Source organism: Novosphingobium sp. PY1, assembly GCF_017312445.1.
GTDB lineage: Bacteria > Pseudomonadota > Alphaproteobacteria > Sphingomonadales > Sphingomonadaceae > Novosphingobium.
In genome coordinates this window covers 215,188-240,341 of sequence record NZ_BLTI01000013.1, presented here as the reverse complement: position 1 = coordinate 240,341, position 25,154 = coordinate 215,188, and the positions used below count along the sequence as shown (strand labels likewise).

Annotated in this window: 24 protein-coding genes and 1 tRNA gene; 18 read left to right on the top strand and 7 right to left on the bottom strand. The window is 60.6% G+C overall.

The window, feature by feature from the left end; genetic code table 11:
* Positions 1-119: 119 nt before the first annotated feature.
* The 4 genes from J3474_RS19205 to J3474_RS19190 all read left to right on the top strand — a co-directional run bounded on the left by J3474_RS19205 (position 120) and on the right by J3474_RS19190 (position 3,323).
* Positions 120-545, top strand: coding sequence for a response regulator (locus J3474_RS19205; protein WP_013833916.1), 426 nt, complete (start codon positions 120-122; stop codon positions 543-545).
* Positions 542-2,059, top strand: coding sequence for a response regulator (locus J3474_RS19200; protein ID WP_207095250.1), 1,518 nt, complete (start codon positions 542-544; stop codon positions 2,057-2,059). Before J3474_RS19205 ends, J3474_RS19200 begins: the two co-directional genes overlap by 4 nt.
* Positions 2,056-2,706, top strand: a complete 651-nt coding sequence (locus J3474_RS19195; RefSeq protein WP_232512482.1) for a response regulator transcription factor — start codon at positions 2,056-2,058, stop codon at positions 2,704-2,706. Before J3474_RS19200 ends, J3474_RS19195 begins: the two co-directional genes overlap by 4 nt.
* 134 nt (positions 2,707-2,840) lie before the next feature.
* Positions 2,841-3,323, top strand: a complete 483-nt coding sequence (locus J3474_RS19190; protein ID WP_232512480.1) for a response regulator — start codon at positions 2,841-2,843, stop codon at positions 3,321-3,323.
* Positions 3,324-3,502: 179 nt separating this feature from the next.
* On the opposite strand, the gene J3474_RS19185 is transcribed toward J3474_RS19190, so the two are convergent.
* Positions 3,503-4,156, bottom strand: a complete 654-nt coding sequence (locus J3474_RS19185) for a glutathione S-transferase (protein ID WP_013833912.1) — start codon at positions 4,154-4,156, stop codon at positions 3,503-3,505.
* Positions 4,140-5,129 carry a rhodanese-related sulfurtransferase gene (locus tag J3474_RS19180; RefSeq protein WP_207095307.1) on the bottom strand — a complete coding sequence of 330 codons (990 nt, stop codon included), beginning with the start codon at positions 5,127-5,129 and terminating at the stop codon, positions 4,140-4,142. Before J3474_RS19180 ends, J3474_RS19185 begins: the two co-directional genes overlap by 17 nt.
* A gap of 459 nt (positions 5,130-5,588) precedes the next feature.
* On the opposite strand from J3474_RS19180, the gene J3474_RS19175 reads away from it, so the two are divergent.
* From J3474_RS19175 to J3474_RS19135, 9 genes are all read left to right on the top strand, one after another.
* Complete coding sequence (locus tag J3474_RS19175; RefSeq protein ID WP_207095249.1) at positions 5,589-6,695, top strand: helix-turn-helix domain-containing protein; 1,107 nt, start codon at positions 5,589-5,591, stop codon at positions 6,693-6,695.
* 409 nt (positions 6,696-7,104) lie between these two features.
* Positions 7,105-7,581 (top strand): hypothetical protein, encoded by a 477-nt coding sequence (locus J3474_RS19170; protein WP_007014922.1) that lies wholly within the window; start codon positions 7,105-7,107, stop codon positions 7,579-7,581.
* Positions 7,582-7,608: 27 nt separating this feature from the next.
* On the top strand, positions 7,609-8,061 hold the full coding sequence (locus J3474_RS22810; protein ID WP_242528490.1) for a hypothetical protein: 453 nt from the start codon (positions 7,609-7,611) through the stop codon (positions 8,059-8,061).
* Between the two features lie 7 nt (positions 8,062-8,068).
* Positions 8,069-8,821 carry a hypothetical protein gene (locus J3474_RS19160; RefSeq protein ID WP_242528489.1) on the top strand — a complete coding sequence of 251 codons (753 nt, stop codon included), beginning with the start codon at positions 8,069-8,071 and terminating at the stop codon, positions 8,819-8,821.
* 29 nt (positions 8,822-8,850) lie between these two features.
* The gene (locus J3474_RS19155; RefSeq protein ID WP_207095248.1) at positions 8,851-10,917 is read left to right on the top strand and encodes a M13 family metallopeptidase; all 2,067 of its coding nucleotides are present in this window, start codon (positions 8,851-8,853) and stop codon (positions 10,915-10,917) included.
* A gap of 21 nt (positions 10,918-10,938) precedes the next feature.
* A complete protein-coding gene (locus J3474_RS19150; protein ID WP_013833905.1) occupies positions 10,939-11,697 on the top strand; it encodes a CPBP family intramembrane glutamic endopeptidase in 759 nt (252 codons plus the stop codon).
* 57 nt (positions 11,698-11,754) lie between these two features.
* Positions 11,755-12,738, top strand: coding sequence for a L,D-transpeptidase (locus J3474_RS19145; RefSeq protein WP_207095304.1), 984 nt, complete (start codon positions 11,755-11,757; stop codon positions 12,736-12,738).
* A 59-nt stretch (positions 12,739-12,797) separates the two neighbouring features.
* The gene (locus J3474_RS19140) at positions 12,798-13,193 is read left to right on the top strand and encodes a hypothetical protein (protein ID WP_148275027.1); all 396 of its coding nucleotides are present in this window, start codon (positions 12,798-12,800) and stop codon (positions 13,191-13,193) included.
* A complete protein-coding gene (locus tag J3474_RS19135; RefSeq protein WP_013833902.1) occupies positions 13,193-13,720 on the top strand; it encodes a hypothetical protein in 528 nt (175 codons plus the stop codon). The genes J3474_RS19140 and J3474_RS19135 overlap by 1 nt, the downstream gene beginning before the upstream one ends.
* Before the next feature lie 97 nt (positions 13,721-13,817).
* Here the strand turns inward: J3474_RS19135 and J3474_RS19130 are convergent, their stop codons facing one another.
* Positions 13,818-14,108, bottom strand: a complete 291-nt coding sequence (locus J3474_RS19130) for a hypothetical protein (RefSeq protein ID WP_242528488.1) — start codon at positions 14,106-14,108, stop codon at positions 13,818-13,820.
* Positions 14,078-14,335: a hypothetical protein gene (locus tag J3474_RS22805; protein ID WP_242528487.1), complete on the bottom strand. Its 258-nt coding sequence runs from the start codon at positions 14,333-14,335 to the stop codon at positions 14,078-14,080. The genes J3474_RS19130 and J3474_RS22805 overlap by 31 nt, the downstream gene beginning before the upstream one ends.
* 36 nt (positions 14,336-14,371) lie before the next feature.
* Between J3474_RS22805 and J3474_RS19125 the strand changes: the two genes are divergently transcribed.
* On the top strand, positions 14,372-16,798 hold the full coding sequence (locus J3474_RS19125; protein WP_242528486.1) for a mechanosensitive ion channel domain-containing protein: 2,427 nt from the start codon (positions 14,372-14,374) through the stop codon (positions 16,796-16,798).
* A gap of 67 nt (positions 16,799-16,865) precedes the next feature.
* Here J3474_RS19125 and J3474_RS19120 read toward each other — a convergent pair whose 3' ends face one another.
* Entirely contained in the window at positions 16,866-17,111 is a 246-nt protein-coding gene (locus tag J3474_RS19120) for a hypothetical protein (protein WP_207095244.1), read from the bottom strand.
* A gap of 129 nt (positions 17,112-17,240) precedes the next feature.
* On the opposite strand from J3474_RS19120, the gene J3474_RS19115 reads away from it, so the two are divergent.
* The 4 genes from J3474_RS19115 to J3474_RS23040 all read left to right on the top strand — a co-directional run bounded on the left by J3474_RS19115 (position 17,241) and on the right by J3474_RS23040 (position 23,369).
* Positions 17,241-18,248, top strand: coding sequence for an alpha/beta fold hydrolase (locus J3474_RS19115; protein WP_207095243.1), 1,008 nt, complete (start codon positions 17,241-17,243; stop codon positions 18,246-18,248).
* 38 nt (positions 18,249-18,286) lie between these two features.
* A complete protein-coding gene (locus J3474_RS19110; RefSeq protein WP_207095242.1) occupies positions 18,287-20,647 on the top strand; it encodes a TonB-dependent receptor in 2,361 nt (786 codons plus the stop codon).
* Between the two features lie 232 nt (positions 20,648-20,879).
* Positions 20,880-22,256 (top strand): LLM class flavin-dependent oxidoreductase, encoded by a 1,377-nt coding sequence (locus J3474_RS19105; protein WP_207095241.1) that lies wholly within the window; start codon positions 20,880-20,882, stop codon positions 22,254-22,256.
* A gap of 696 nt (positions 22,257-22,952) precedes the next feature.
* Entirely contained in the window at positions 22,953-23,369 is a 417-nt protein-coding gene (locus J3474_RS23040; protein ID WP_207095240.1) for a tyrosine-type recombinase/integrase, read from the top strand.
* A 69-nt stretch (positions 23,370-23,438) separates the two neighbouring features.
* Here the strand turns inward: J3474_RS23040 and J3474_RS19095 are convergent.
* A tRNA-Pro gene (locus J3474_RS19095) sits at positions 23,439-23,515 on the bottom strand.
* Positions 23,516-23,601: 86 nt separating this feature from the next.
* A complete protein-coding gene (locus tag J3474_RS19090) occupies positions 23,602-25,149 on the bottom strand; it encodes a methyl-accepting chemotaxis protein (protein ID WP_207095239.1) in 1,548 nt (515 codons plus the stop codon).
* Positions 25,150-25,154: the final 5 nt, after the last annotated feature.

Sequence of the window (25,154 nt, the reverse complement as noted above, 5' to 3'; positions counted from 1 at the left end):
TTGATTGTACCTATCCGATTGCTTTAGCTTGATTTCCGGCTGGCAAGACATATCGTGCCGCTTGAGCCTGTCGATGCGGAACGGTTCAGGCACAGATCTCGGGATGGAGTGGTCAGGGCATGGGCAGTCAGGTGCGATTACTTATCGTTGAAGATAACGAAGCCGATGCCTTCCTGATCACCGAAACGTTGCAACCGGGGCCGCTTGCCTGCGATCCCGTGATTGTGAAGGACGGGGTTGAGGCTTGCGACTATCTCTATGCGCGCGAACCCTATCAGGATGCCGCGCAGCCCGACCTCATCCTGCTCGACATGAACCTGCCGCGCCTCAATGGCCACGGTGTGTTAAGGGAAATGCAGCGGGACGACCGGTTGAAACGCATCCCGGTCGTGGTCCTGTCTTCATCCGACGCCCGGCCCGACGTGGAGAAAAGCTACGGCCTTGGGGCGAATTGCTATGTGACCAAGCCGGTGGGGCTGCAGGAATTCCAGTCCCGGGTGAAGGAGATCGAAAACTTCTGGTTGTCGGTCGCCCAGTTGCCGTGACGGGCTTGGCGCCAGGCGATCGGGATAGTGGCCTCGGCGGCCACCATGTCGAGGACCTCGGCCCAATCCTGCTGGTCGAAGATAATCCCGGCGATGCCGACTACATCGAGGAAATCCTCTCCGACCAGCGATCGCAGCTCATTCACGCCACTTCGATAGCCAGGGCGACGGAAGTCCTGCGTGACGGGGCGGTCAATGCCGTCCTGCTCGATCTTGGCCTGCCTGACGGAAACGGGGTCGAATGCGTTCACGCCATCCGCGGTGTCGCCAGCGATGCGCCTATCGTGGTGCTGACCGGACTGGATGAGGAACGCCTTGCACTGCAGTGCCTGGAAGCCGGCGCGCAGGACTATATCCCCAAGTCCGACCTCAAGGGCACCGCCCTGGCCCGGGCCATCCGCTATGCCGCGGCCCGAACGCGCGAAGCTTCGGAACGCCTGCGGGCAGAGCAGCTGCACGCGCTCCTCGCGGGCATCGTCGAAGCGTCTGACGATGCGGTGTTCAGCGGCGGCCCGGATGGGACGATCACGAGCTGGAACCCCGCTGCAGAACGGATCTTCGGCTACTCATCGAGCGAGGCCATCGGTACGCGGGCACACGACCTGCTGCGCGCCGTCGATGTCGAAAATGCTGTCGAGCAACGCGGTATTCTGGCCGTTGCATTGCAAGGCGGTAGCGTGGGCGAGCACGAGATTGGCCTGCTGGCGCGGGACGGGCGGCAGATGACGCTGTCGATGGTCGCTTTCGGATTGCCCGATGCGGAAGGGGCCATCCAACAATTCGGAGCGATCTGCCGGGACGTCACCGAGAAGCGCAGGCAGGAGGCGCAGATGCGCGCCCAGTTCGAAATGCTCAAGATCCGCGACCGGCAGATGCGGCAGCTGACGGCGCGCCTGAACACCGTGCGCGAAGAAGAACAGAAACGCATCGCCCGCGAGGTACACGACGAACTCGGGCAATTGCTCACGGCTCTGAAAATGGACGTCTGGTGGATGAACCGCAAACTCGACGCGGGCACGCCGCTGGCGGACATTCTCGTCCCCAAGCTTAACGATGCCAGCGAACTGATCGATGCAACGATCGAGACGGTCCGGCGCATTGCCGCCCAATTGCGACCCAGCGCGCTCGATGTCCTGGGTCTTGCCGCCGCGGTGGAGGACGAGGCGCGCCGTTTCGAATTGCGCACCGGCCTAACGGCTGAGTGCCGGATCGACGAGAGCGATTTGCCACGATCTGAAATCGCTACGGCATTCTTTCGGGTACTGCAGGAAATGCTGACCAATATCATCCGGCACGCCCAGGCGAGCCACGTTCGCATCGAATTCACGACGACCGAAGACGAATGGCGATTGACGGTCACCGACGACGGCAAGGGCTTTGCCGAAATTCCGAAGGAAGAAACTTCGCTCGGCCTGCTGGGCATGCGCGAGAGGGTTGAGCTGTTCGGCGGCTCCATCCGTATCGCCCCGAATGTTCCGACCGGGGCGCAGGTCACTGCAAGGGTGCCCAGATGACGGACATGGCGATCGGCAGGATTCTCGTTGCGGACGATCACGCCATTACCCGGCGCGGCCTGCTGTCCATGGTGCGCGAGATCTTCGGCGAGGTGGAAGTGGCCGAAGCCGGGGATTCGCAGGCCGTCGTCGAAAATGTCTCCCATGGCGACTGGGGGCTCATCCTGCTCGACATGATGATGCCCGGTGGCATGGATATCCTTGAAGTCCTCGGGCGCATCCGGGACGTCAACGCAGGGGTGCCCATCCTTGTGATCACTGCCGAGGGCGAGGCATCCTTTGCGGTGCGTTCGATCAAGGCCGGCGCCAACGGCCTGATAAACAAGCACCTGCCGCCCGACGAACTTGTTCGGGCGATCGAGATGGTTGCACAGGGCGGCACCTATCTGCACGCCGACGTCGCTGCCGCCATCGCCCGTAGCATTCGCGAAGACAGTGAGCCGCTTCCGCACGAGAAACTCTCAGACCGTGAACTGGAAATCCTCAAGCGCCTGGCATTGGGCCGGGCCGTGAAGGAAGTCGCGGCGGATCTTGCGATCAGCGACAAGACGGTCGCCACCTATATTGCACGGATCCGGCAGAAGACCGGTCTGGTCAATGCAGTTGAAATGGCGCGCTACGCCATGCAGCACGACCTCGTGAATTAGCACGGGCATGGGCCGAGTAGGCGGATCGCTTCCTGTCCGCCCTGAATCTGCCGATGCCAGTGTAGGCAAATTTCTGACACCGGCTGCCGAACGTTCCGACAAGACCCCTTCGCGCAAATCGCTATTCTGAGCCCATGGTCACCGAGGCAATTTACGGGGGGCAGTGTGGAGGCCTTGTCAAAAGCCAGGGGGGCGTTGGCAAGGCAGTGGCGCGGGCCGGCATTGGGGTGGCCCGCATGGGGAAGCGACGCTGCGTGCTTATTGCGGACGATGCACGCAGCGTCGCTGTCCGGCTGGCGGATCTCGTGGGGGAAACGGGGCAGTTCGAGGTCGTCGGTCCGGTTTTCGATGGGTTGGAGGCAAAGAGGAGCTTTGAGGCCAAGCGACCGGACGCGGTCATCCTGGACTTTGCCATGCCGCTTCTTTCGGGGTTGGAAGTGGTTCAGGCGATCCGCAAGGTCAGCAGCACGTGTTTCATCATCGTGCTGACAAATCAGCCGGATGCTTCGGTCAGGCAGCGCTGCCTGGCTGCGGGGGCCGATCAGTACCTTCACAAGTCGCGTGATTTCGAAGCCGTGCCTGGCATCCTTGCCGGCCACTTCGAGCGTATTCCCTGAGGCGCAAGCATCGGGGGCACATCTGAGCGGGGTCTGGCGCTGGGGGGTGTCCGGCCCCGCTCAAACCGAAATGGTTTTCGCAAGCAAAGGCCTTTCGGGTCGCACCAACCGCACAATGCGGGCAAAAGAATAAGTTTGGCGCCTGTGTGGCCTCTCGGCATTGCCGGGAGGCCACGTTTTTATGGCGTGGCTCCTTCCGGAGCTGCAAAGCGGACGATCGGATCGCCCGGCGACCAGGGTTTCGGTCGCAGCATGATCGCCTTGAACAGAGCGCTCTCGAGATGCCCCTCCAGCCATGACTTGAGGTGTGGCAGCCGCTGGCTGTCGAACCAGGCCCTGTCTACGGCGGCAAACTGGCGCACGAACGGCATGATCGCCATGTCGGTCAGTCCACGTTGCGCTCCGCAGATCTGGCCTTGCCTTGCAAGGCGTGCGTCGAGATCGCGCAGCACCGCAAGGCCGGTTTCGCGGTGAGCATGGGCATCGGAGCCATGGCGCTCGGGATACTTGTAGCGGTCGAGATCATGTTTGAACGGCCCGTCGTTGCGGGCGATCAGGCCCGGGTCTTCGCGATCCAGCCAGCCTTCGGGATCGTTGCGCTGCAATGAACGACGCATGATGTCGATGCTCTCGTCGATGACTTCGCCTTCGGCAGTGACGAGTACGGGCACTGTTCCCTTCGGTGAGGCGGCCAGCATCGCCTCGGGCTTGGCCGACAGCTTCACCTCTCGCAGTTCGCAGGCGGTGCCACTCACCATCAGTGCCAGCCTTGCGCGCATCGCGTAGGGGCACCGGCGGAAACTGTAGAGGATCGGATCAGGCGCCGCGGTCATTGCGCTGTTCGGCCTGTACCTGTTCGAACCGGGCGCCGACATGGGCCTCGCCCCGGGCAGCGGCCAGCGCTTCCTGGCGCTGTCGTTCGCGATAGGATTCGCGCTGCTCTTCTGTGCGCTCGCCATGGCAGGCCGGACAGCTCACTCCCTCTTCGTACAGCGGTGAGGTGGCACCTTCCGCACTGACCGGACGGCGGCAGGCGTGGCACAGGGAATAGGAGCCTTCGACCAGCCCATGGCCGATGGTCACCCGCTGGTCGAATACGAAGCACTCGCCGCGCCAGAGGCTTTGCTCTTCGGGCACTGTCTCGAGGTATTTCAGGATGCCGCCCTTGAGGTGGTAGACGTCCTCGATGCCCTCCTGCTTGAGGAACGCCGTCGACTTTTCGCAGCGAATACCGCCGGTGCAGAACATCGCGACCCTGGGCGGCTTGCCGCCGCCCAGCAAGCGTTCGCGTTCCTGCCTGAACCACTCGGGAAAATCGCGGAAGCTGGGCGTTCTGGGATCGATTGCGCCTTCGAATGTGCCGACGGCCACTTCGTAGTCGTTGCGGGTATCGATCACGATGGTCTGGGGATCGGAAATCAGCGCGTTCCAGTCCTGCGCCTCGACATAAGTGCCAACGCTCGCGCGCGGGTCGATGTCCGGCTGGCCCATCGTCACGATTTCGCGCTTGAGGCGCACTTTCATGCGATGGAAGGGCATGACCGACGCGCTAGAGAGCTTCACATCGAGATCCGCGCAGTCAGGAAGGGCGCGAATATGCGCCAGCACTGTGTCGATGCCTTCCGGCGTTCCCGCAATGGTACCGTTGATGCCCTCGGCTGCCAGCAGCAGGGTGCCGCGAATACCCTGCTTCCGGCAGAGCCGGTCGAGCGGCTCGCGCAGGCTGGCGAAGTCCTCGAAGCGAGCGAAGCGATAAAGCGCAGCTACGCGCAGCGGCGCGTCGATGTCACGGCAGTGTGTGTCCATGGCAGGCCCATAGCGCCATGCGGCGGCCGCGTCAGCAGCCCAGCGCGAGATCGCCACCATTTGAAGGACCGCCCGGCAACAATTTTGCTTGCGACCGGCCGAGCCTGCGGACGATCCGGAAGCTCCGTTTAAGTGCTTCGACCGGAATAGTGGACGTCACGGGCAGGGGGGCAGCGCTTCATTTGCGCGCCCCAGTTTCAGTCATCCAAGTGGCCTTTGAGTCACCCTTGAAGCTGCCGATCGTTTGGCAAATGCTCCGCGCCGCCGCGGCACAACAGATCGATATTTCCTGTGACATGATACAAGGAAAGCGCGCTACGGTCGGATTCCAGTTTGAGGTAAGTTCGCTACGCTAACACAAAAAGACGCTTGCCCTCTTTGAGTTGTATGCCGATACCTGCTTTGTCACTTCTCTCAATTCAGTGGTGAGAATTTGTGCACGGCCCGGTCCGCCAACCCTTGAGAAAGACGACGGAGGAGCACTCCGTTTCTTCTTTAGCCTACGCGCCCCCTCGCAAATACGATTACCGCAAAAGCGCACGGGCAGCCATTGCCGACCTGGGCAATGATGCGAGATTCAGTGTGCCGCTTGGGGTGATCGGTCCGTTTTCACAATGGCTGGGGTGGCCGGACTGGCTGCGTGAGGGCACTTCGATACCGGGTTGCGGCAAACTGCCACAGCGAATTTCGATGGCTGACGACATCACGATTACCGCCAACTTCCTTGAACGTGGGCATGGCCCTGAGTTGATAAGGAAAACTCTGCAGACAAATCGACTGATAACCGGACCGACGGCTTCGATCATCATCAGGAATGCACCCACCCTTGAACAAGCGTTGATTCATCTGACCTCATTGATCGAGGCCACAAACATGAACGTCTCGCTTCAATTCGCTTCGGCGGTTCGGCGGGCTGAGGTTAATGTCGTGCAGAAATTGCCCCTCGGTCCGATGCTGGATTTCGTGGCAGCCATCAGGCTCATCCTCGTGATGCGGACCATTGAGTGGTTCTTGCTGGCTGACCTGCAGCCGGTCGGCTTGACCCTTTCTCTTCCGCATGACCAATCGATCGAAGGCCTTTTCAGGGAGAAAGGGGTGAAGGTCGAGATGGGGGCAGACCACAATCGAATAAGCTTCCCTTCGGAATGGCGTGAGACGTCCAATTCGGATTACGACGCTTCCTTGTGGTATACTGCCTTGCTGCGCTTGAAAAAGGCGGACGAAATCAAGGGCAATCGAGAATTGGCAGCCCGCCTTCGCGGACAGGTTGCAACCAGCCTCGCGTCTCAGGGAAAGGTCTTGCGCCTGAAAGAAATTGCGGTGCGTGAAGGAGTAACGGTCCGCACTCTCGCTAGAAGGCTGTCGGCTACCGGAATAAAATTCCAGGAACTTGTAGATCAGGAACGCCGGCAGTTCGTCGATGGCTTGATGGCCGATGCCTCACTTACACTGGCGGATGTCGCTTGCATGTCCGGTTTTTCGAACTCGTCGAGTTTCGGCCGCGCATTCCAACAGTGGCATGGTGAGTCCCCCGGGGCGTATCGGGACGCGCTCAATCGGCATTGACAGCTGGTATGCAGCAAAGGTCCCACCTCAATGTCCTGATCTGTATATGGTTTGTCACCAGATGTGCATTGCGCCGGGAGCCGATTCACACCTTAATGATCAACCTGAATTCCATGGCTTTATGCTGAATTGTCTTCTCGACGCATAGACACCGGGAGGTGTTGGATCAGGCTTCGGTCTGCGAGACACCAACACCGCAAATTCCCACCCAATGTTGGGAGAGCTATCAATACTTGAATGTAGGAACGCACTTTTCCAGAAATGGGGTGCGTGCAAAGCGGAGTATCCGCACTGCGCCATGTTTGGGTGCAGTCGATCGAATATTATCCTGTGAAGAGCAATCGGATAGGGGGCGTGCATGCACAAGTGTATCCGTAAAGTCGCTTATTGGACGATATTGCCTGCGGCCGTGATACTTTCTGCTACGGGCACCGTTGCACAGGATCGCGACCGTGATGACGGATACTACGGCGGGATGGACCTGCACCTGGTCTGTTACGGTGAGGGAGAGAAGCCGAACGTCCAGACCGTTCCGATCTTCCACTGGAGTCGGCGTCATCACGAATTTGATACCGATTACGCGACCGTCATGTCGCGCCGGCAATTCGACAGCATCGTCCAGATCGACATTCACGGCGACGAGGGCCACATCTGGCTGCCCAAGAAGTTGATCCCGCCGATCCATTCGGGCGGACAGGACGGCTGGTGGGAACTGCATGACTTGCAGGTCGGCTACTCGGAAATTCACGCAAAGTATCGTCTCAACGGCCTGAACAAACCGAAGGTCAAGATCAACCGCCAGACCGGCCATATCAGTGTCGACGGGATCGAGGATTTCCGTGGCACTTGTGAAGAGCATAATTCCGGCGAACAACGCCGGTTCTAATTTCTCCTGAAAGTATAGGAGGTCCAGATGCGTAGCGTTGTTCTGTCGGCAGGCCTTGCAATACTTCTCTACGGCTGTGGATCGGGAGCGAAGGCCCCTGCCGCTTCGGAGAAGGAGGCAAGTTCGCCGGCCTCCGAACCGGCTTCTGCGCCGACGAGTGAAGCTTCCGCTGCTCCCCAGCCTGTAGCGCCTGTCGAAGCGCCGAGCGCAAGCGAACCCTCACCCGCTTCTGCCGCCTCGTTGAAGCCACGCATCCCGCTGTTCAATGCAATATGCGGTAACGCTATCGAGGTTCACGCCAACGAAGGCGGGCCGGTGTTCATCAATGGTGAGGAAACGAGCCTCAAGAAGTTCAACGACAACTATTTCGAGGCCTCACGAGGTGGAACGACGATCTCCATTTCGTTCAATCCGGACGGCTCGTTGAGCCTCAGTTTCTCGGGACCCAACCGGGCCAACGGGATCTGCACGCTCAAGTGAAGAACGCGTGGCTGTCGCGCTCGGGTGCATTGCACGGCCACGCAATTTTGGAGGAGTTATGTCGATGATCAAGCATATTCTGGCTGGAGCGGGCCTTGTCGCGGCTCTCTGTGCCGCCCCCGCTCTGGCTCAGGAAGCGCCGCGGATATTTGCCGGCAGTAACGGCGAGATCGAGGCAACTTTCTCCAATAATTGCGTGGTTTATTATGGCGCCGACGGCAGGCGCAAGAGCGCCAACAGCAACTGCTCGCGGAGCCAGAGGAGTCAGGCTGACACTGGCGTAGCGGCCTATCGGCGGGAACAGGGAATGGATGGCTATCCCGGCAGCGAAGCGCCTCCGGGAGGCTTCGGAAGCCAAGGCAGTCACGCCGGTCACCACTACGGGCCGCCCGAGGTCGTGATGGATCGCCATGGGCGAAGCCATGTCAATGTCGGTGCTGCCTGCATCGTCTACTACGATCGCGATGGCGATCGTAATGGGACGAATGACCATTGCTCTCATTCGGACCGGAGCAAGGCCGATGACGCGATGGAATCCTATCGCAAAGAACAGGGACTGACGCAAAAGCATCACTCGGGCTACACATATGGCGTTCCGGTCCTGCGCCTGCGAAACGGCAATTACCAGGCGACCGTTTCGGGAACCTGCACGGTATATTTCAACGACAAAGGCGGTCTCATGAGCGCACTGCCGGGCTGCACGACAGGCGAAAAGGCAAACGCCGCAGTCGCCGTGCTTCAATATCGCAGGAATAACTGATCGGGCTCGGGACAATTGGAGGAAGCGTAATGGGCAAGGGCAAGCTGCTGGCTGGCGCAACCGGAGGTCTCCTGCTGCTGGCGAGCGGTTCTGCTCTTGCTGATGATGACGAGACGGACCCCACTCCGGATACGCTGGCATTCTCGATCGAGAACATGGATCGGTCGGTCAATCCCGCCGATGACTTCCTGCGCTATGCGTCGGGCGGCTGGTTCGACCGGGTCAAACGGCCAGCCGATCAGCCGACCTTTGGTTTCATGCAGTTCATAGCCAACCGGATCAGCCGGCAAATGGCCAGCGTATTGACCGATGCCGCCGCGACGTCCTCCTTGGCGGCAAAGGGAAGCCCGGCGCAGCAGGTCGGAGCCTTGTACAGTTCCTATGTCGATGTCGATCGGATCGATGCCACTGGCCTTGCCCCGATTGCCGGGGAACTCGCGCGGCTGGACGCCGTCGAGAGCAAGAAGGAGCTGGCGGCCTACCTCGGCACGTTCTCGGCGCGCACCGGGCACTGGCCATTGGTCAGTCTCGATATTTTCCCGGAGCTGACCGATGTTTCGCGCAACGCAGTTTATATGGAGATGGGCGAGCGGGCGCTTTCTGTTGATGCCATCTACGAAAGTCCCGAAGACTCTCCGCTTCGCACGATTTACCGGGAATACGTATCGGCGATGCTGGAAGTCGCCGATGTGCCTGCGGAGCGTGCGAAGGCGATTGCCGCGACATCGCTCGCAATCGATACCATGCTGCACGCAGGCGAACTCGATCCGGTCAAGAAGGTCGACAAGCGCAACGTCAACAACCCGCGGACAATGACTCAATTGCGCGCCGAGTCTGCCGGTTTCGCAATCGATGCGTATCTTCAGGCTCTGGGCCTGCAGGAACCGGACCGGGTCATACTGGTCGATCCCGATGCGGCTCGCACACTCGGCAAGGTGATGGCTGCCTTCACCGTCGACGAGTTGAAGGATTATCTCAAGCTGCGCCTGCTCCAGGCATTCGGATCGGTTCTGAGCACGAAGTTCGAGGAACCGAAGAAGCAGGTGAACATCGCCTTGCTCGGTGCCTATTCCGAAAAACCGCGCGAAGAGACAGTCGTCGAATTCATGGAAAAGTCGCTGGGTCAGCCTCTGGGGCACCTTTACGTCGACAACTTCTTTTCAAAACCGAAGGAAAATGCGGGTCTGGACATGATCCGGCGCATCCAGGCTGCCTTTCGAAAGCGGATCGAAGCAAACGACTGGATGGCCGAAGCAACGCGGTCGGCGGCGCTCGAGAAGGTCGACGCGCTCTACTACCGCGTCGGTTATCCCGACCGTTGGATCGACTATGGCAAGGTCGAAGTCGGCGACGATCCAGTGCAGAACCTGATCAACCTTCATGAGTTCGAAATGGCCCGGATGGCGGCGAAGCAGAACGCCCCGGTCGAGTTCTGGGCCTTTTCCGAACCGCTGCATACGACACCGACGGTAGTAAACGCGGCCTACGATCCCAGCATCAACGGGTTCCAGGTTACGGCCGCCATCGCGCAGCCGCCTACTTTTTCGGTAAATCGTGATGCGCCGCTCTATTTCTGCCGCCTCGGCGCGATAATCGGCCATGAAATGACCCACGGCTTCGACACCGGTGGACGGAATTTCGATGCGAAGGGAAACCTTCGCAACTGGTGGACGGCCAAGGACGGCGCCCGCTTCGAAGCGGAGGCACAGAAGCTGATCGACCAGGCAAGTGCCTTCGAGGCGCTTCCCGGAACCTTCATGAACGGTGGCCTCACCGTGACCGAGAACCTTGCCGACATCGGCGGCATCGCACTCGCCCACGATGCCCTGATGAACTACCTTGCAGAGCATCCCGACGAGAACGTCGAGATCGATGGCCTCAGTCCGAGCCAGCGCTGTTTCATCGCCTATTCCCAGCTCTGGGCAGAGCAGCGATCGGACGGTTCGATGCGGGTGCAGCTGGAAGACAATCACGCGCCGGGCATCTATCGCGCCGTTGCTCCGCTGCAGCATCTGGATGCGTTTTACGAGGCATTCGACATCCACGAAGGTGACCCGATGTGGCTTGCCCCTCAGAAGCGGGTCGACATCTGGTAGGTCGGTTCGAAAGGCGGAAGAATGGCTGACACGGAACTGAACGCAGCTGACGGATCTGAAAGAGACTATCCGTTCTACAACGGATGGCCGATCGAGATTTCCGCCCTGAAGTGGCTGGTGCCGCTGGCAGCGGTCGGTTTGGCCGTTGCGGTTCTGCTGAGGCATTTGCCGATGTTCTCGCAGGGCTACCTGCAGCTTGCCCCGGGCATGCTGCTGACCCTTCTTCCGCTCCTTGGAATGGCCCTGGTAGCGGGCAGGCACTGGACCGCTTTGTTTCGACGGGTTCGCCTGAAAGACATCGGCTGGATGTTCGCCTTCGCGTTGCTCAACTACGTGATAGCGGTTCCTTTGGGCTTCATCGTGCTGAACTTCGTCGATACCGAGACAAACGCTGCTATCGAGGGATTGAAGACCTTCGGACAGGCAGACAGGGTTCTGTTCTTCGTGAACTCCATACCTCAGCTCATCGGGGAAGAGCTGATCTCGATCGTGCCCTTCCTTGCGCTGCTCTATTATCTGACGCGGAAGTTTGGCCTATCGAGACGGGCCGCAGTGATTATCGCCTGGTTGGCTACTGCCGTGTGGTTTGCTGCCATCCATCTGCCGACCTACAACTGGAATATCCTCCAGTGCCTGATCCTCATCGGCGGAGCCCGGCTTGTCCTGACGCTGGCGTACCTCAAGACCAAGAACCTGTGGGTCTCGGCCGGGGCGCACATAATCAATGACTGGATGACGTTCACGTTGACATTGGTCGGCGCGAGCATGGGGGCCGGTTGAATGTCGAAATGGTCTTGCATGATCGCGCCAAAGATTCTCGTGCCGGCACCCGCGGCAATGGCGCTGGCCCTTTCGCTCTTGTCGATCGCGTTCGTGTCGAAGGCAAACGCGCAAGGGGCCGTTGCCAGCTCTCCGCCGGAATTCGCGCGTGACATCGACAGGCTCAAGCCGGGTGAATGGGTTTGGGCACCCGAAGTTGCACCCAGCGGTCCTGTCCTGATTTACGTCGATCTCTCGCGCCAGATCGCCATGGTCTATCGCAACGGCATACGCATCGCGGCAACCACGGTCTCCACCGGAAGACCCGGCCACCCGACGCCGACCGGCGTTTTCACCATCCTGCAAAAAGACGCAAGGCACCGGTCCAGCACTTATAACAACGCGCCCATGCCCTACCAGCAGCGGCTGACATGGGACGGTGTGGCGCTGCATGCGGGCGGCCTGCCGGGTTATCCCGAAAGCCATGGCTGCGTGCATCTGCCGATCGGCTTTGCACGCGAGCTGTTTGCAATCACCGATCTGGGGGGAACGGTCGTCGTCGAAGGCGATGCCGCGGATCACGTAGTCACGAGCGAGAACAGCCTGCTCGCCCCGTTCAACGAGCGCGGGGAGGCGATTGAGAAGCTGACCTTGCGGAGCGGCGAACGCTTTCGCTGGAATCCTGAACTTGTTGCCAGCGGTCCGCTTTCGATCATCGTCTCCAAGCTGGATCAGCGGATTGTCGTATTGCGCAGCGGCGTGGAGATCGGGCGCAGTGTTGCCACCATCGATGATCCCGACCCCGGTTCGCATGTCGCCACCAGGATCATCCAGAATGGACAGGCGAAATGGACCTTTGTCGGCATGACAGGGCACGAGGATGAAGATGGCAAGGCCCTTGACGAAGCGCAACTGAACAGGGTCCGCATGCCGCGTGAATTCCGTGAGCTGCTGATGGCGGCAGTCGAACCGGGCACGACAATGCTGATTACCAATTCACGCGTAGGCAGCGGAGCAAGACCGCATCTCACGCTGGTGGATGCGATCGAACATCATGAATGATCGGTGGGGGTGCTGCCGACAAAATATCCGTGAAGGCTGATCGAAGGAGGAGAAACACCATGATCTGCAAGAGTTCCGGAAGAAAGCTCATCTCGGCGAGCGCCGCGATGGCACTGATGCTTGCGCCAACAGGTGCAGCCATGGCGAGGGACCGCGACCACGATCATGAACGCCACCGGCATCATGACGACGGCCACAGCGCGGCAGGTGTTGTCGCCGGCGTCGCCATTGCGGGCGTGCTGGCTGCCGCCATCGCCAGCAAGAAGAAAAAGGAACGCGAGCGCGAGCGATATTACCGGGATAACAGCTATTATTATCACCACGATCGCGAAGCTTTCGCACCCGAGGGTTCGAGAGACACATGGTGCTATCAGCAAACACGTTCGTGCTACACCCACGGTCACTATTCCAGCCGTTGGACGAGCTACGAATTCGGGCATGATCGGAGGTTTTGATGAAAAAGGTACTCAAGAACTGTGCCATGCTCGCAATGCCGTTGACTGCACTGCTCGCTGCCGGCTGTAGCCAAGGTGAGGCCGAAGCAACGTCTGAAGGCAGCACTGAAACAGCAGAGGACGCCAATACCGTTCCTGCGGCCGTTCACATGCAGATGAGCGTCGACGATGCGCTGAATGAGGCGATGAAGGATTCGCTCAATACCGGCCAGATCACCATGCTCAAGAACATGGCCCACCAGGTCACCGTGGGTGAGAGCTGCGAGGGTTTCGAGGTTGATCAGGATCGTTTTGCCAAGGAAATGAACCTGATCCACTATGATGAAGACGGAAAGCAGATGGATCTGACCGAAGCGGAGCTGAACACGCTCGAGAAAAAGGCCCTGCTCGGGTTTGGCATGGCAATGGGATCGCAGATGGCGATCGCCGCGTTCGACGTGAAAAGCTATTGCAATGCTGCCGAAGAAGAACGCGCCAGCCTGGCCAAGGACGACAATTCCTCTACTATCTGGAAGACGCCAGCCTGATCAATCGCTTTGATACCTCACTGGATCGGGCGGTTTCATGCCGTCCGGTCCAGTGGCTTTTCATGCAGACAACCTGACCGCGCCACCTATGGCATATTCATCCGAACACGGCCATTCTCTCGGAGAGAACTCGATAGGAAGCCAGCACGGAAAGTATCGCTCCGGCTGGCAGGGAAAAACAGAGGAGCCAAGGTCCAAACAGCGGCCCGGGCCTGGTCTGCCGAAGATGCGCGCCAGTCCCGATGGCGGCAAAAACCACGCCCATGGTCAGATTGCGGATCGCTCCGCCGGGATAGAGCAAGCCGCTGACGGATACGATCGCTGCCAGCCCCGTCCAGAGCGCAAACGATATGAGGCTCAACGTTTGAATAACAGACTGCCTGTCCATGATTTCATCCAGTACGCTTGGCGCGCGCGATGCAGCCAGGTTTCGCCGTTTGCTATTTGCCAATGGGCTTGTCCGCCTATTCGGCGAGCGCTTCCAGTTACACCGCATTTTGCCTCAATGGTATGTACGACAAGCGCTGTGACGATGTTACGTGTACCTTCCATGAGTGCAATGAGCCGCCCAACATTCACAATGCGCTTCGGAAACAGTTGATTGCGTTTCTTCATGTTTTCGAAGCACGCGCATGCTGCTGGGGATTGGCGATGAAAAAGCTGATGTGGTTTTTGCTGGCTCGATGGCTTGTCTTTGCAGGGCTGGCGACGGCGTCCTTTGCGGCGACTGCGAGCTATGCCGCGTCTCGCCAGCTTGAGGCGCCAACCGCCACTGCCCGGACGCCAGATGCCAGGCCAGGCAAGCAATCCGCATTCGGTGCCCTGATTTCCGGGTTTGACAACCGCGCCGAAAAGGCTCGGAAGCTACTGCGCCGGGACGCCGGCGATCTCTCCATCGAACATCAGAACGAACTGGACGACATGCGGGCACTCATGGCCGCAGACAGGGACAGGATCGATGGTCTGATGGCGCGCAGCACTTTCGACATCAGGTTACTGAATGCCCAGATTGCGGCGCTCGGACCTGAACCAGGTGAGGGCGCGGTCGAAGCTTCGGCGATATCTGCACGCCGTGAAAGGCTTGACGAGAGGCTGTCCCGGGCGATGGCACCTATTCTGGAATTGCAGGAAAGACGGGCAAGGGCGGCTTTGCTGGTTGCCGATATCGATGCGCGCACCAGTGCCATCGCGAACTGCCGGCGGTTCGATCGCGGCCTTTCCCCGCTCGATCCGCGAACTTGGGCGCGCGCCGCCGGCGAAGTCCGCAATGCCATCAATGTCGTGCGGGGCCGCGCATCCATTGTCGACAATCCGCTGTTGTTCGTGGGCCTGGGACTGGCAAGCATCCTGGTGCTGGGCGTGCTTTCTTACTGGCTCGGCAGAAAGGTCTGGCGAGCCGTTGTTGATCGCGTCATGCGTGAAATCGCCAGCAGCGAAGGCGTCATCCGCCATCTGGCGCTCATCATGGCTCTTGACCTGATTGCGGCTGCCGTCTTCATCGTAGCGCTGGCTATCAGCGCGTCGCTGTTCGTCGTCACTCTCGTCGCCATATTCAAACCCGATGAGGTCTCTCTGATCGTCGCGACGCTGATGGTTGCGGCCACAATCGTTGCTGGCGGCCAGTGGCTGGGGCGCAGCATCATGGCATCGCCATTCAAGCAACTCCGGCTTTTGGTACTGCCGCAGGATTCGGAGAAAAGTGCGGTTGCCACCGTTCGCAACCTCTCCATCGTGCTCGCGGCTGAATTCATGCTTGCAACACTCGAAGTGCGCGGGATGCTTGCCGTCAACGTGTCGCGGCTGCTTTCCTCTATCCTTGTGGCCGGCGGCGCCTGGCTGATCTGGCGCATGGCTGCATTCCTGCGCCTTGCGCGCGATCATGACCGGGAACAGCATCAGCTGGCGGGCACCCACGGGGCGACCATCAACTTCAGCGGCACCATCGCTCGCCTGATGCGCTTCTTCGCCATAGTGGCTCTGGTTGCAGCCGTGGTCGGTTACGTGTTTCTCGCCCGCTCAATCCTCACATCTACCCTGCTGTCGCTGGCACTTGTGTGCATGGCCGTATATCTGCATCGCAGCGTCTCTCTGGTGGTGAACAGCCTCGCGGAAGGGGCGCTCAAGCAATATCGGCGATTGCTGCATTTCCTGCCGCTTGTGGCTGGTTTTATTCTGGTCCTGATGGTCCTGCCCGTGTTGGCAATCATCTGGGGTTACAACGCCAATCAGATCGGCGAAGGGATCCTGCTGCTGAAGAATGGCATGCAATTCGGCGAGGTCCGGATTTCAGCAGGCGATGTCGTCACCTTTTTCGTCGTGTTCTTCATCGGCTTTTTCGTCACCCGCTGGATCCAGCGTTTCCTCAGTCTCGCCATCATCCCCGAACTTGGCATCGATTCCGGTGCGCAGGCATCGATCGTCACTTTTCTTGGTTATGTCGGCATAACTCTCGCAGCCTTTGTCGCGATCGCTACCACCGGGCTCGATCTCTCCAGCCTCGCGTTCGTCGCCGGTGCACTTTCGGTAGGTCTCGGCTTCGGCCTGCAATCCGTCGTCGAGAACTTCGTGAGCGGCATCCTGCTGCTGATCGAGCGTCCGGTGAAGGTGGGCGATTGGGTTGAGGTCGGCCAATATTCCGGCATCGTTCGCAAGATCGCGGTACGCTCCACCCATATCGAGACCTTCGATCGGCACCAGATCATTGTGCCCAATTCGCAGTTGATCACCGAAGTTGTGAAGAACCGCAGTTTCTCGGTCGGACCATCGCGCATCACTGTGCCCGTTGGGGTGGCCTATGGCACTGATCTGGACAGGGCGCGCGATGTGCTCCTCGAAATAGCGCAGGCGAACGACAAGACGCTCGAATATCCGGAACCGGCAGTTGCGATGGACGGCTTTGGCGACAGCGCGATCAACTTGAAGATCCTCGCCTTCGTGGCAGAGGCGACTGATGGTGCCCCGACGGCGTCGGCCCTCAATTTCGAAATTGCCCGTCGATTTGAGGATGAAGGCATTTCCATACCGTTTCCCCAACGCGATCTGCATGTCCGGACATTGCCCGCAGGCTACGGAACCTGACTGGGTCCAGCTTGCTTGACCGTGCGGTAACCTTGAACTTCACTTCTACCATCACCGCTTTCAGGCACTAGCGGATCGCTTTGCGCGGCCTATGGGCCATTTTGCTAAGGAGAACCGTGTCCGCGGCACGGCCGCCCGAGCAGAACCGTTCGATCATCAACGGCATTCTGTGGCGACTGCGCTGCGGCGTTCCACGGCGCGGCGTGTCGCCGCCGTTCATCGAGGCGATGGCCGCCTTAAATTTTATAAGTCGGACAAGGCGGACAAGTATCGCCATGATCGCGATATCGACCTTTGCGACGCTTGCGGCCATCACAGCGCGCGCTTTTCACCACAGGGCGGACATTTCCGGTGAAGGCATTGGTCGCTTGCTGGAATGCAGTTGTACTTCCGTCACATCGCCAGACGGGGTTCCAGACCAGTGCGCTATTTCAGCCAATCTTTGGTACGTCCTCTAGGCGCCGGGCTCCTTGCCCTGGCAGCCTGTGCTGCGGCACCGAATGCTGGCGCAGCAGCGCCCCGCGCCGGTACGGTAGTCACGGCTACCGTCGACCCCGCAGGCGTAGATACGACGCTCAGCCTCAAGGCGCTCAAGCAGCGCTACTCCGATGCCGCATCGCGGTCCATGGTTATTGGAGGGCTCGCGATCCGTTACAAGGACGAGGGCCAAGCAGGAGGCCATGATCCTGCGATCGTCCTGCTTCACGGGTCCTACGGGTCGCTGGACGGTTATGACGCTTTGGCTGCCGCACTCGCGAGTGATCACCGCGTCATCCGCTTCGACATGCCCGGAATGGGCCTGTCCGAGGGGCAGCCCGTGAGCGGAAGCGCACCTACCGTGATGGGTGACGCGGTACTCGCTGCCATGCTCGATCGGCTCGGCGTGAAGCAGGCCGTGCTCGTCGGGACGTCGAGCGGTGGAGTGATCGCTTCCTATTATGCAGCTGCTCATCCCGAGCGCGTGCGCGCGCTGGTCCTTGCCAATGTGCCGTCCGACCCGGTGGATAATGCGAACATACCGCGTTCGCCTGCCTTGCGCGCCGAGTTCGAGCGCGCCGCGTCGACGGGGATGCGGGATTTGCGCTACTGGCAGGTCTACCTGGAATGGCTGCAAGGACGACCCGAACGCCTGACCGCCGCGACCGTGTCGCGCTATCGTGACATGAATGGGCGGGAAGGCAAAAGCCGCTCCGCCTGGCGCTCGACAGGCAAGGTACCGGAAGTCTACGCGACGCTCGCGTCGATCGTGAGCCCCACCTTGTTGATCTGGGGGCGACACGATTTCGTCCTGCCGATCCACACCATGCGTGACCTCGAGGCGCGGCTTCCGGCCGCTTCGGTCTCGTCGATCGTCCTCGATGACGTCGGTCATTATCCCCCTCTCGAAGTGCCGGAGCGCTTTGCGCGCATCCTACGGACTTACCTCGAAAACGTGGCGGGCGGGGAATGATCGAAGAGACATACACCAGGGAACCCAAGGAGGGCTGCATGCACCGAATTTCAATGCGAGATCGACTTCGTCTGAGCGCTGCCACTGTCATGGCAGCAGGCTTCATGGCCAATCCGGCAATGGCGCAGGACGCTGCGAATGCCGACCGGAGCGCGGTCGCCGGCACCACCGGCAGCGGCAATCCTCCGGGCGAAATCGTGGTTACGGCCCGCAAGAAGACCGAGACGCTTATCGAGGTCCCGGTCGCGATCACCGCTCTGTCCGGCGAAGACCTCAACGCTCGTAACATCACCGACTATTCGTCGCTCGCAGACTTCTCGCCGGGCCTGCGCTTCCAGAACCAGTCGGTGAACCGCAACGACCGCGGATACACCTTCTTCACCATGCGCGGCATGTTTTCGGGTACGCCATCGCCCGATCGCCAGGGTGCCAGCGCCTTCATCGACGGCGTGCCGGTAGGTAGCGGCTCGATCTCGGGCCTGACCGACATCGCTCAGGTCGAAGTCATCCGGGGGCCGCAGAGTGCGTATTTCGGACGCGCCACGTTTTCCGGCGCGATCAATTTCATTACCCGCGATCCCGGTTTCGAGCCGCGCATGTCCGGTACCGTCAGTTACGGCTCGTACAACACGGTCGAGGGCAGGATTTCGGCCGAAATAGGCCTGGTCCCCGATCTTCTGGCGGCGCGCGTTTCGGGTCGCATTTTCCACACCGACGGACAGTACGACAACTTCGGTGTCGGCGGTAAACTCGGCGCGCAAGACACCCGTTCGGTTTCCGGTACGCTGCTTTTCACGCCGTCGGCGGACCTGAAGATCAAGGCTTTTCTGAACTACTGGGAAGACGATGACGGCCCGCCAGCCTCGGGCCAGTTGCTGGCCGACGACAACAATTGCACCACCGTCACCGGTCGATCCTATTACTGCGGCGCTCTCGAGACAGCGCCGCGCAACCGGATGGTCCAGCAGACTTACGTCACCAGCTCGCTGGACAGGGTCAACGACGGGGTCGTCCTCGGCGATGACTTCGTCTCGCATTTCGGTGTCCACCGCGAAGCGATCGAAAGTCACCTCATCGCCGACTACGATCTCGGCGGCGGCTACACTGTAGGGGGCAACGTCGCGTATTTTCGCGACCGCTGGGGCTATGTCACTGATACCGGCTTTCGTGACGGTCGTTCGATGGTCAACCCGTTCTACGCGGCGAATAATACCCTCGTGCCCTATTTTTCGCGCACGGTGGGCGGGCAGACCGAGCTGACGAACAAGTCTGCCGAGATCCGCGTCGCATCGCCCAGCGACGATCGATTGAATTGGCTGGTCGGCTTCAATTACTTTCGCCAGCGAAACTCCATCACTACCAACGCGTTCTCGAATTCGGGATTCTCGGCCGCCGTTCCTGCGACGACCTATAGCGCAGACACTTACGGCATCTTCGGTTCGCTTGGCTTCGATATTACCGAACAGCTCAACCTGAGCCTGGAGGGTCGCTATCAGTGGGATGAGATCGGCCAGGTCGTACCGGCCCGCTCGATCGACTATTCGGGTCAGTCGAAGAGCTTTAACCCACGCGCGATCCTGCGCTATTCCTTCAGCCCCGACGCGTCGGTCTATGCGTCCTATGCAAAGGGCACGCGTCCTGGCCAGTTCAACGCCACGCTGCTGGCGCTGCCGCAGGTCGTCCAGGACCAGGTTCAGTCGCAGCTCGATGTTCCCACGGCGGTGGGCCCGGAGAAGATCGAAATGGGCGAGCTCGGATTCAAGAGCGCCATGTTCGACCGCCGCCTGCGCATCCAGCTCGCAGCGTATTACGGGAAGTGGTACGACAAGCACATCAATCAGAACATCACCTATAGCAACCCGACGCCGCAGACCGTGCGTGTCGTCGTGCCGGGCGGCAAGGTGCGGCTCTACGGCGTCGAGTTCGAGGGCTCGCTGAAGGTCACCGATGCGCTGACACTGGAAGGTACGCTGTCCTACGCGCAGACCGACATTCGCAACACGCAGTGCGCCGAATGCCTCGCGCTGACCGGCAATGCCAATCCGGTCGGCAACCGTCTGCCGCAGTATTCCGCCTGGACCGGATCGGCCTCGATCGATTACCGGCAGCCGGTGAGCAGCGCCTTCGAGGGCTACATGCGGGCCGACTACATCTACGTTGGCCGCCAGTACGAGAGCGAGGCGAACCTTGCCTGGACTGCTCCGGCTCACCGTGTGAACCTGCGCCTTGGTGTCGATGACGGCAAGTTCAGCTTCGAACTGTACGGCGAGAACATCTTCGACGACAAGACGCCGACTTCGATCGCGTACAACTCGGACACCTACACCGGTGTTCCGGCGGTCACTTTCTCGCCTGCGCGCCGCCGCGTCTTCGGTGGCCGGGTCGGCTTCGAGTTCTGAAGATCGTCAGGCATTGACCTGCCTCGAGGGGCGCGGCGTCGAATGACCCGTGCCCCATTGCTCTTGGGGTAAACGGCTATTCAGCCTTTGCTGCAGCTTGCGAGGAAGCAGGCCAGTCAGCCGGGGCAAGGCGCGCGCCCATCGGACTATCTGCACAGTGGAGAGTCGATGCAGCCGCCCCTTACGTTCGCATGCGCACGGCGCAAACTGGTCCAGACGAAGGAGAACGTGAATGACGCAGAAGACGCGTGCGGGCCAGTACCATCTGTTTGCCATGCCGATGGGTTCCGGCGGACACATGGCCGGTTGGCGCCACGAAGAGGCCGAGCCTGCAGCGCTGATGACGCTGGGCTATTGGCAGCACATTGCACGCACCGCAGAGCGGGGCATGTTCGACGCGCTGTTCCTCGCGGATTCGCAGGGATTTCGGCCGATCGCGGGCGTCGATGCCTTTGCCGCCACCGATGCGATCCGGCTCGATCCTCTCGTCCTGCACGGCGCGCTTGCCGCCTCTACGCAGAACCTTGGCCTCGTCGCCACCGTGTCGACCAGCTATAACGAGCCGTATGCCATCGCCCGGCGTCTATCGACCCTGGATCATGTCAGCGCCGGGCGTGCCGCCTGGAACGTGGTTACTTCCACAAGCGAGAACGAAGCCCATAATTTTGGGCGTGAGGCGCACTACGGACATGCGGAGCGCTATGCCCGTGCCGAGGAAGCGATCGCAGTCTGCAAGGGCCTCTGGGACGGTTGGGAAGACGGTGCCGTCATTGCGGACAAGGCAAGCGGGGTCTTCTTCGAGGCGGCGAAGGTCAACGGGCTCTACCACAAGGGCGAGCACTTCTGCGTAGCCGGCCCGCTCACCATGGGCCGTTCGCCGCAGGGCCACCCGCTGATCGTTCAGGCCGGAGCTTCCGAGGAGGGGTTGGAACTGGCCGCCCGCACTGCCGATGCGGTGTTCACGTCGCATCCGACAATGGAGAGCGGCGTTGCCTTCTACGCCGGCCTGAAGAAGCGGGTTGCCGCAGCTGGCCGCGATCCCGAGAGCCTGAGGATCATGACCGCGATCCAGCCGGTTCCGGCTGTCACCGCCGAGCAGGCCGAAGCCGAAGCGAAGGCGCTCAACGAGGCGATCCCTCCCAAGTTGGCGCTGTCCTATCTCAAGACCGTGCTCGGCGGCATCGACCTTTCGCGCTACGATCTCGACGGGCCGCTGCCCGAACTGCCCGATAGCAACGCCTCGCTCGGCACCCGCCAGCGGATCATCGACATGGGCGCGAGCGGGATGACATTGGGAGAGATCGCCGTTGCCGTAGCGGCAAGCCGTACCTCGCGTTCGCTTGCCGGGACGGCCGAGACAATCGCTGACGAACTGGAGCGCTGGTACGAAGCACGGGCCTGTGACGGCTTCGTCATTGCGCCGCCGTCGCTGCCGGTCATGCTCGATCGCTTCGTCGATCTCGTCGTTCCCGAGTTGCAGCGCCGCGGCCGGGTGCGCACCGCCTATAAAGGCAGCACGCTGCGCGAGAACCTCGGACTTGGCAGGCCGCAGTCGCGCTATACGCTCGATCCGGCGCTCCGCGCAGAACCCGAAATCTGGCAGGGATGAAGGTTTTGAGCCGAAGCGCATAGCGGCTGGCACAGATCGGTCTTCTCAAGTCGGTGCGGGCAAGTTCTCTGCAATCTCTGCGGCCTTGCCCGAAGGGCCGCGGTCAGGCGAAGGCGAGTTCGCGCTGGGCTGACAACGCCCCTTGGACAACTACCTGCTACGCGCTCGGCAGCCGGAGGGGGGCTTCGACAGGTGCGTCCACGCCGCTTTCATGGTGGTATAGCCAAACGCCATTCAAATCGCTTTCATTCGCCATTATTGTCTTTCTGAACAGCGGTTTGCACTTCGGCGTCTAACACATGAAATGCTGCAAGATTGTCATTGGGCGCAGGCATGGGAAATTCGTCTGGCCACCCGAAACGGAAAAAGTGATCAAGGTGCGGCTCACGAAACAACTCAACTATTTCGCGCAAGTTGGGCGCTTCTGATGTAAAGCCTTGGGATCCTGCACTTTCGAGGGCGCCACGTAAGTCATGACCGATAGTGCGAAGACTCTTGTCTGAGCCGTCGCCACCGTCAGAAACGGACCGAGGTTGCCCGGTCGTATTCCCATCTGGCTTCCAAAGTTAGTTGAAGCGAAGCGCAGGCATTTGTCCCATGCCAAGTTCGAACGGTTCTACGCCAGCGTGTCAGCCGAGCACGCCAAGCTGAACGTGATGCTAGGCCTCTACTCGATGGCGCGCCCGACGGGCGATCTTGCAGCTTGAGTGGGATCGGGTTGATTCCCATCGCAAGCAGATCGACTTCACTCCGCCTGGACATATTCGCACGACGAAGCGGCGCACGGTGGTCTCAATCTCCGATGACCTGCTGCCATTGTTAGAGGCCGCCTATTCCCAACGGACGAGCGCGTATGTGATCGAACGTGCCGGAGAGCCCATCAAGTGCATCAAAAAGGCCTTCCAGGCAGCGTCCGAAAGGAGCGGTGTCCATGCTACCCCATATACGCTGCGTCACACTGGAGCAGTCTGGGCGGCTGAGGCTGGCGTGTCGATGGCCGAACTTGCCCAGTTTATGGGCGATGACGACGATCGGACGACCCAAAAACACCATGCCAGGTTTAGTCCTGAGCATCTTCGTGGGGTCGCAAATGCAATCCGTCGCCGGCCCTGAAGGTTCAATCTGAACCTTCAACCCCTGTTCATAGGATGGATAAAAATGCTTATATTTTATAGGATTAAATGGTCGGGGAGAGAGGATTCGAACCTCCGGCCCCTGCCTCCCGAAGACAGTGCTCTACCAGGCTGAGCTACTCCCCGACCGATCGTGCCACTTTGAAAGCGGCCCGAGGCAGGAGCGCGCCTATAGAGAGCGATTCCGGGGCTGGCAAGGGGCCAAAGTCACTTTATGCGGCTTGAGCGAGTTTTGCACAGGAACCGTCTTGCTTGCCGGCAAGATTTTGGCCCGAAACGCGGAAATGGGCGACGGTTCGGGTCATGCCTTCAGCTTCGCTTGAGAGGTGGCGAGCCGCCGCGGTTCCTTCCTCGACCATCGCTGCGTTTTCCTGCGTCGCGGAATCGAGCCGGGCGATACGTTCGTTGATGCGCGCGATCTCTGCCGCCTGTTCCTGCGACACGCTGGCGATGCGGGCAATCGCTTCGTCGATCTCGGCAATGCCCGAGACGATCGTCATCAGCGATTCGCCCGATTGGCCGACGAGCTTCACACCTTCGGAGACCTGAATCGAGGAGGTGCCGATCAGGTCCTTGATCTGGTTGGCCGCTTCGGCAGAGCGCTGCGCCAGCGCGCGTACTTCGTTGGCGACCACTGCAAAGCCCTTGCCCGCTTCGCCCGCGCGCGCGGCTTCGACGCCGGCATTGAGGGCGAGCAGGTTGGTCTGGAAGGATATGCCGTCGATCAGCGTGATGATCTGGTGGATCTCGTCGGCCGAGCGTTCGATCTCGCCCATCGCGCCCACCGCGCTTGCGACTACGGAATTGCCCGATAGCGCATCGCTGCGCGCTCTGGCGACGTTGGCCTGCAGGTCCTGCGCGCTCTTGGCATTGGCCTGCACGGTGGTGCTGAGCTGGCGCAGGGTATTGGCGATGTCTTCCAGCGTCGCTGCCTGCTGCTCGGTGCGCAGCGCAAGATCGTCGCTGGCGCTGCGAATTTCGCGCGAGCCCGATTCGATCTGCCCGGCCGAGCGGGTGACGTCGCGCACGATGTCGTCGAGATCGCTGGCCGCTGAATTGAAGTATCCGCGCAGTTCCTCGTAGCCTTCGGGGAAGGATTCGGAGAGCCGCAGCGAGAGGTCGCCCGAGGCAAGGCCGCGCAGACCACGGCCGATCTGTTCGATCACCTGCTTTTGGTCCTCGGCAGCCCGGGTGCGCTCGATCTGGGCGGCTTTCTCCGCATCGGCCCGTGCCTCATGCGCTGCCGCCTGGTCGATCACCAGCCTCTCGAACCCGGCCGAGAGCACGACGAGAACGCCGGTTTCCAGCACGACGATGACGGCATGGAGCAGCACGCGGGCAAAGTCCGCGCCGTCAGGGAAGACGAGCGAGGGAGCCGCGAAATTGGTGGAGAGGTGATGAACCGCGGTCACGCCGGCAGCGAGCAGAACGGGGCGCCAGTCTGCGAGCAGGGTGAGCATGGCAATGGCGGCAAAAAAGGTCATGTGGATGTCGAGCATCCAGTTCTGTCCGCTCCATTGCCACAGCATGATGGCCGGGTAGAGCGGCACGGCAAGGCCAAGGGCCAGCCGGGCCTGCAGGCCGTTGTTGCCAGCCATGACCTGCAGCGTCGGCACGATCGTGATCGCGGCTGCCAGCAGGGCAGGGGCCGGGCCGGAGCCGGAAGCCCAGGCGCAGCCGGCAATGATGGCAACGCTCAGCCAGGAAATGGCGAGGAGGATCTTGGCGCCCTTGCGGCGCATTTCATCGAGTTCGTTCATGACCA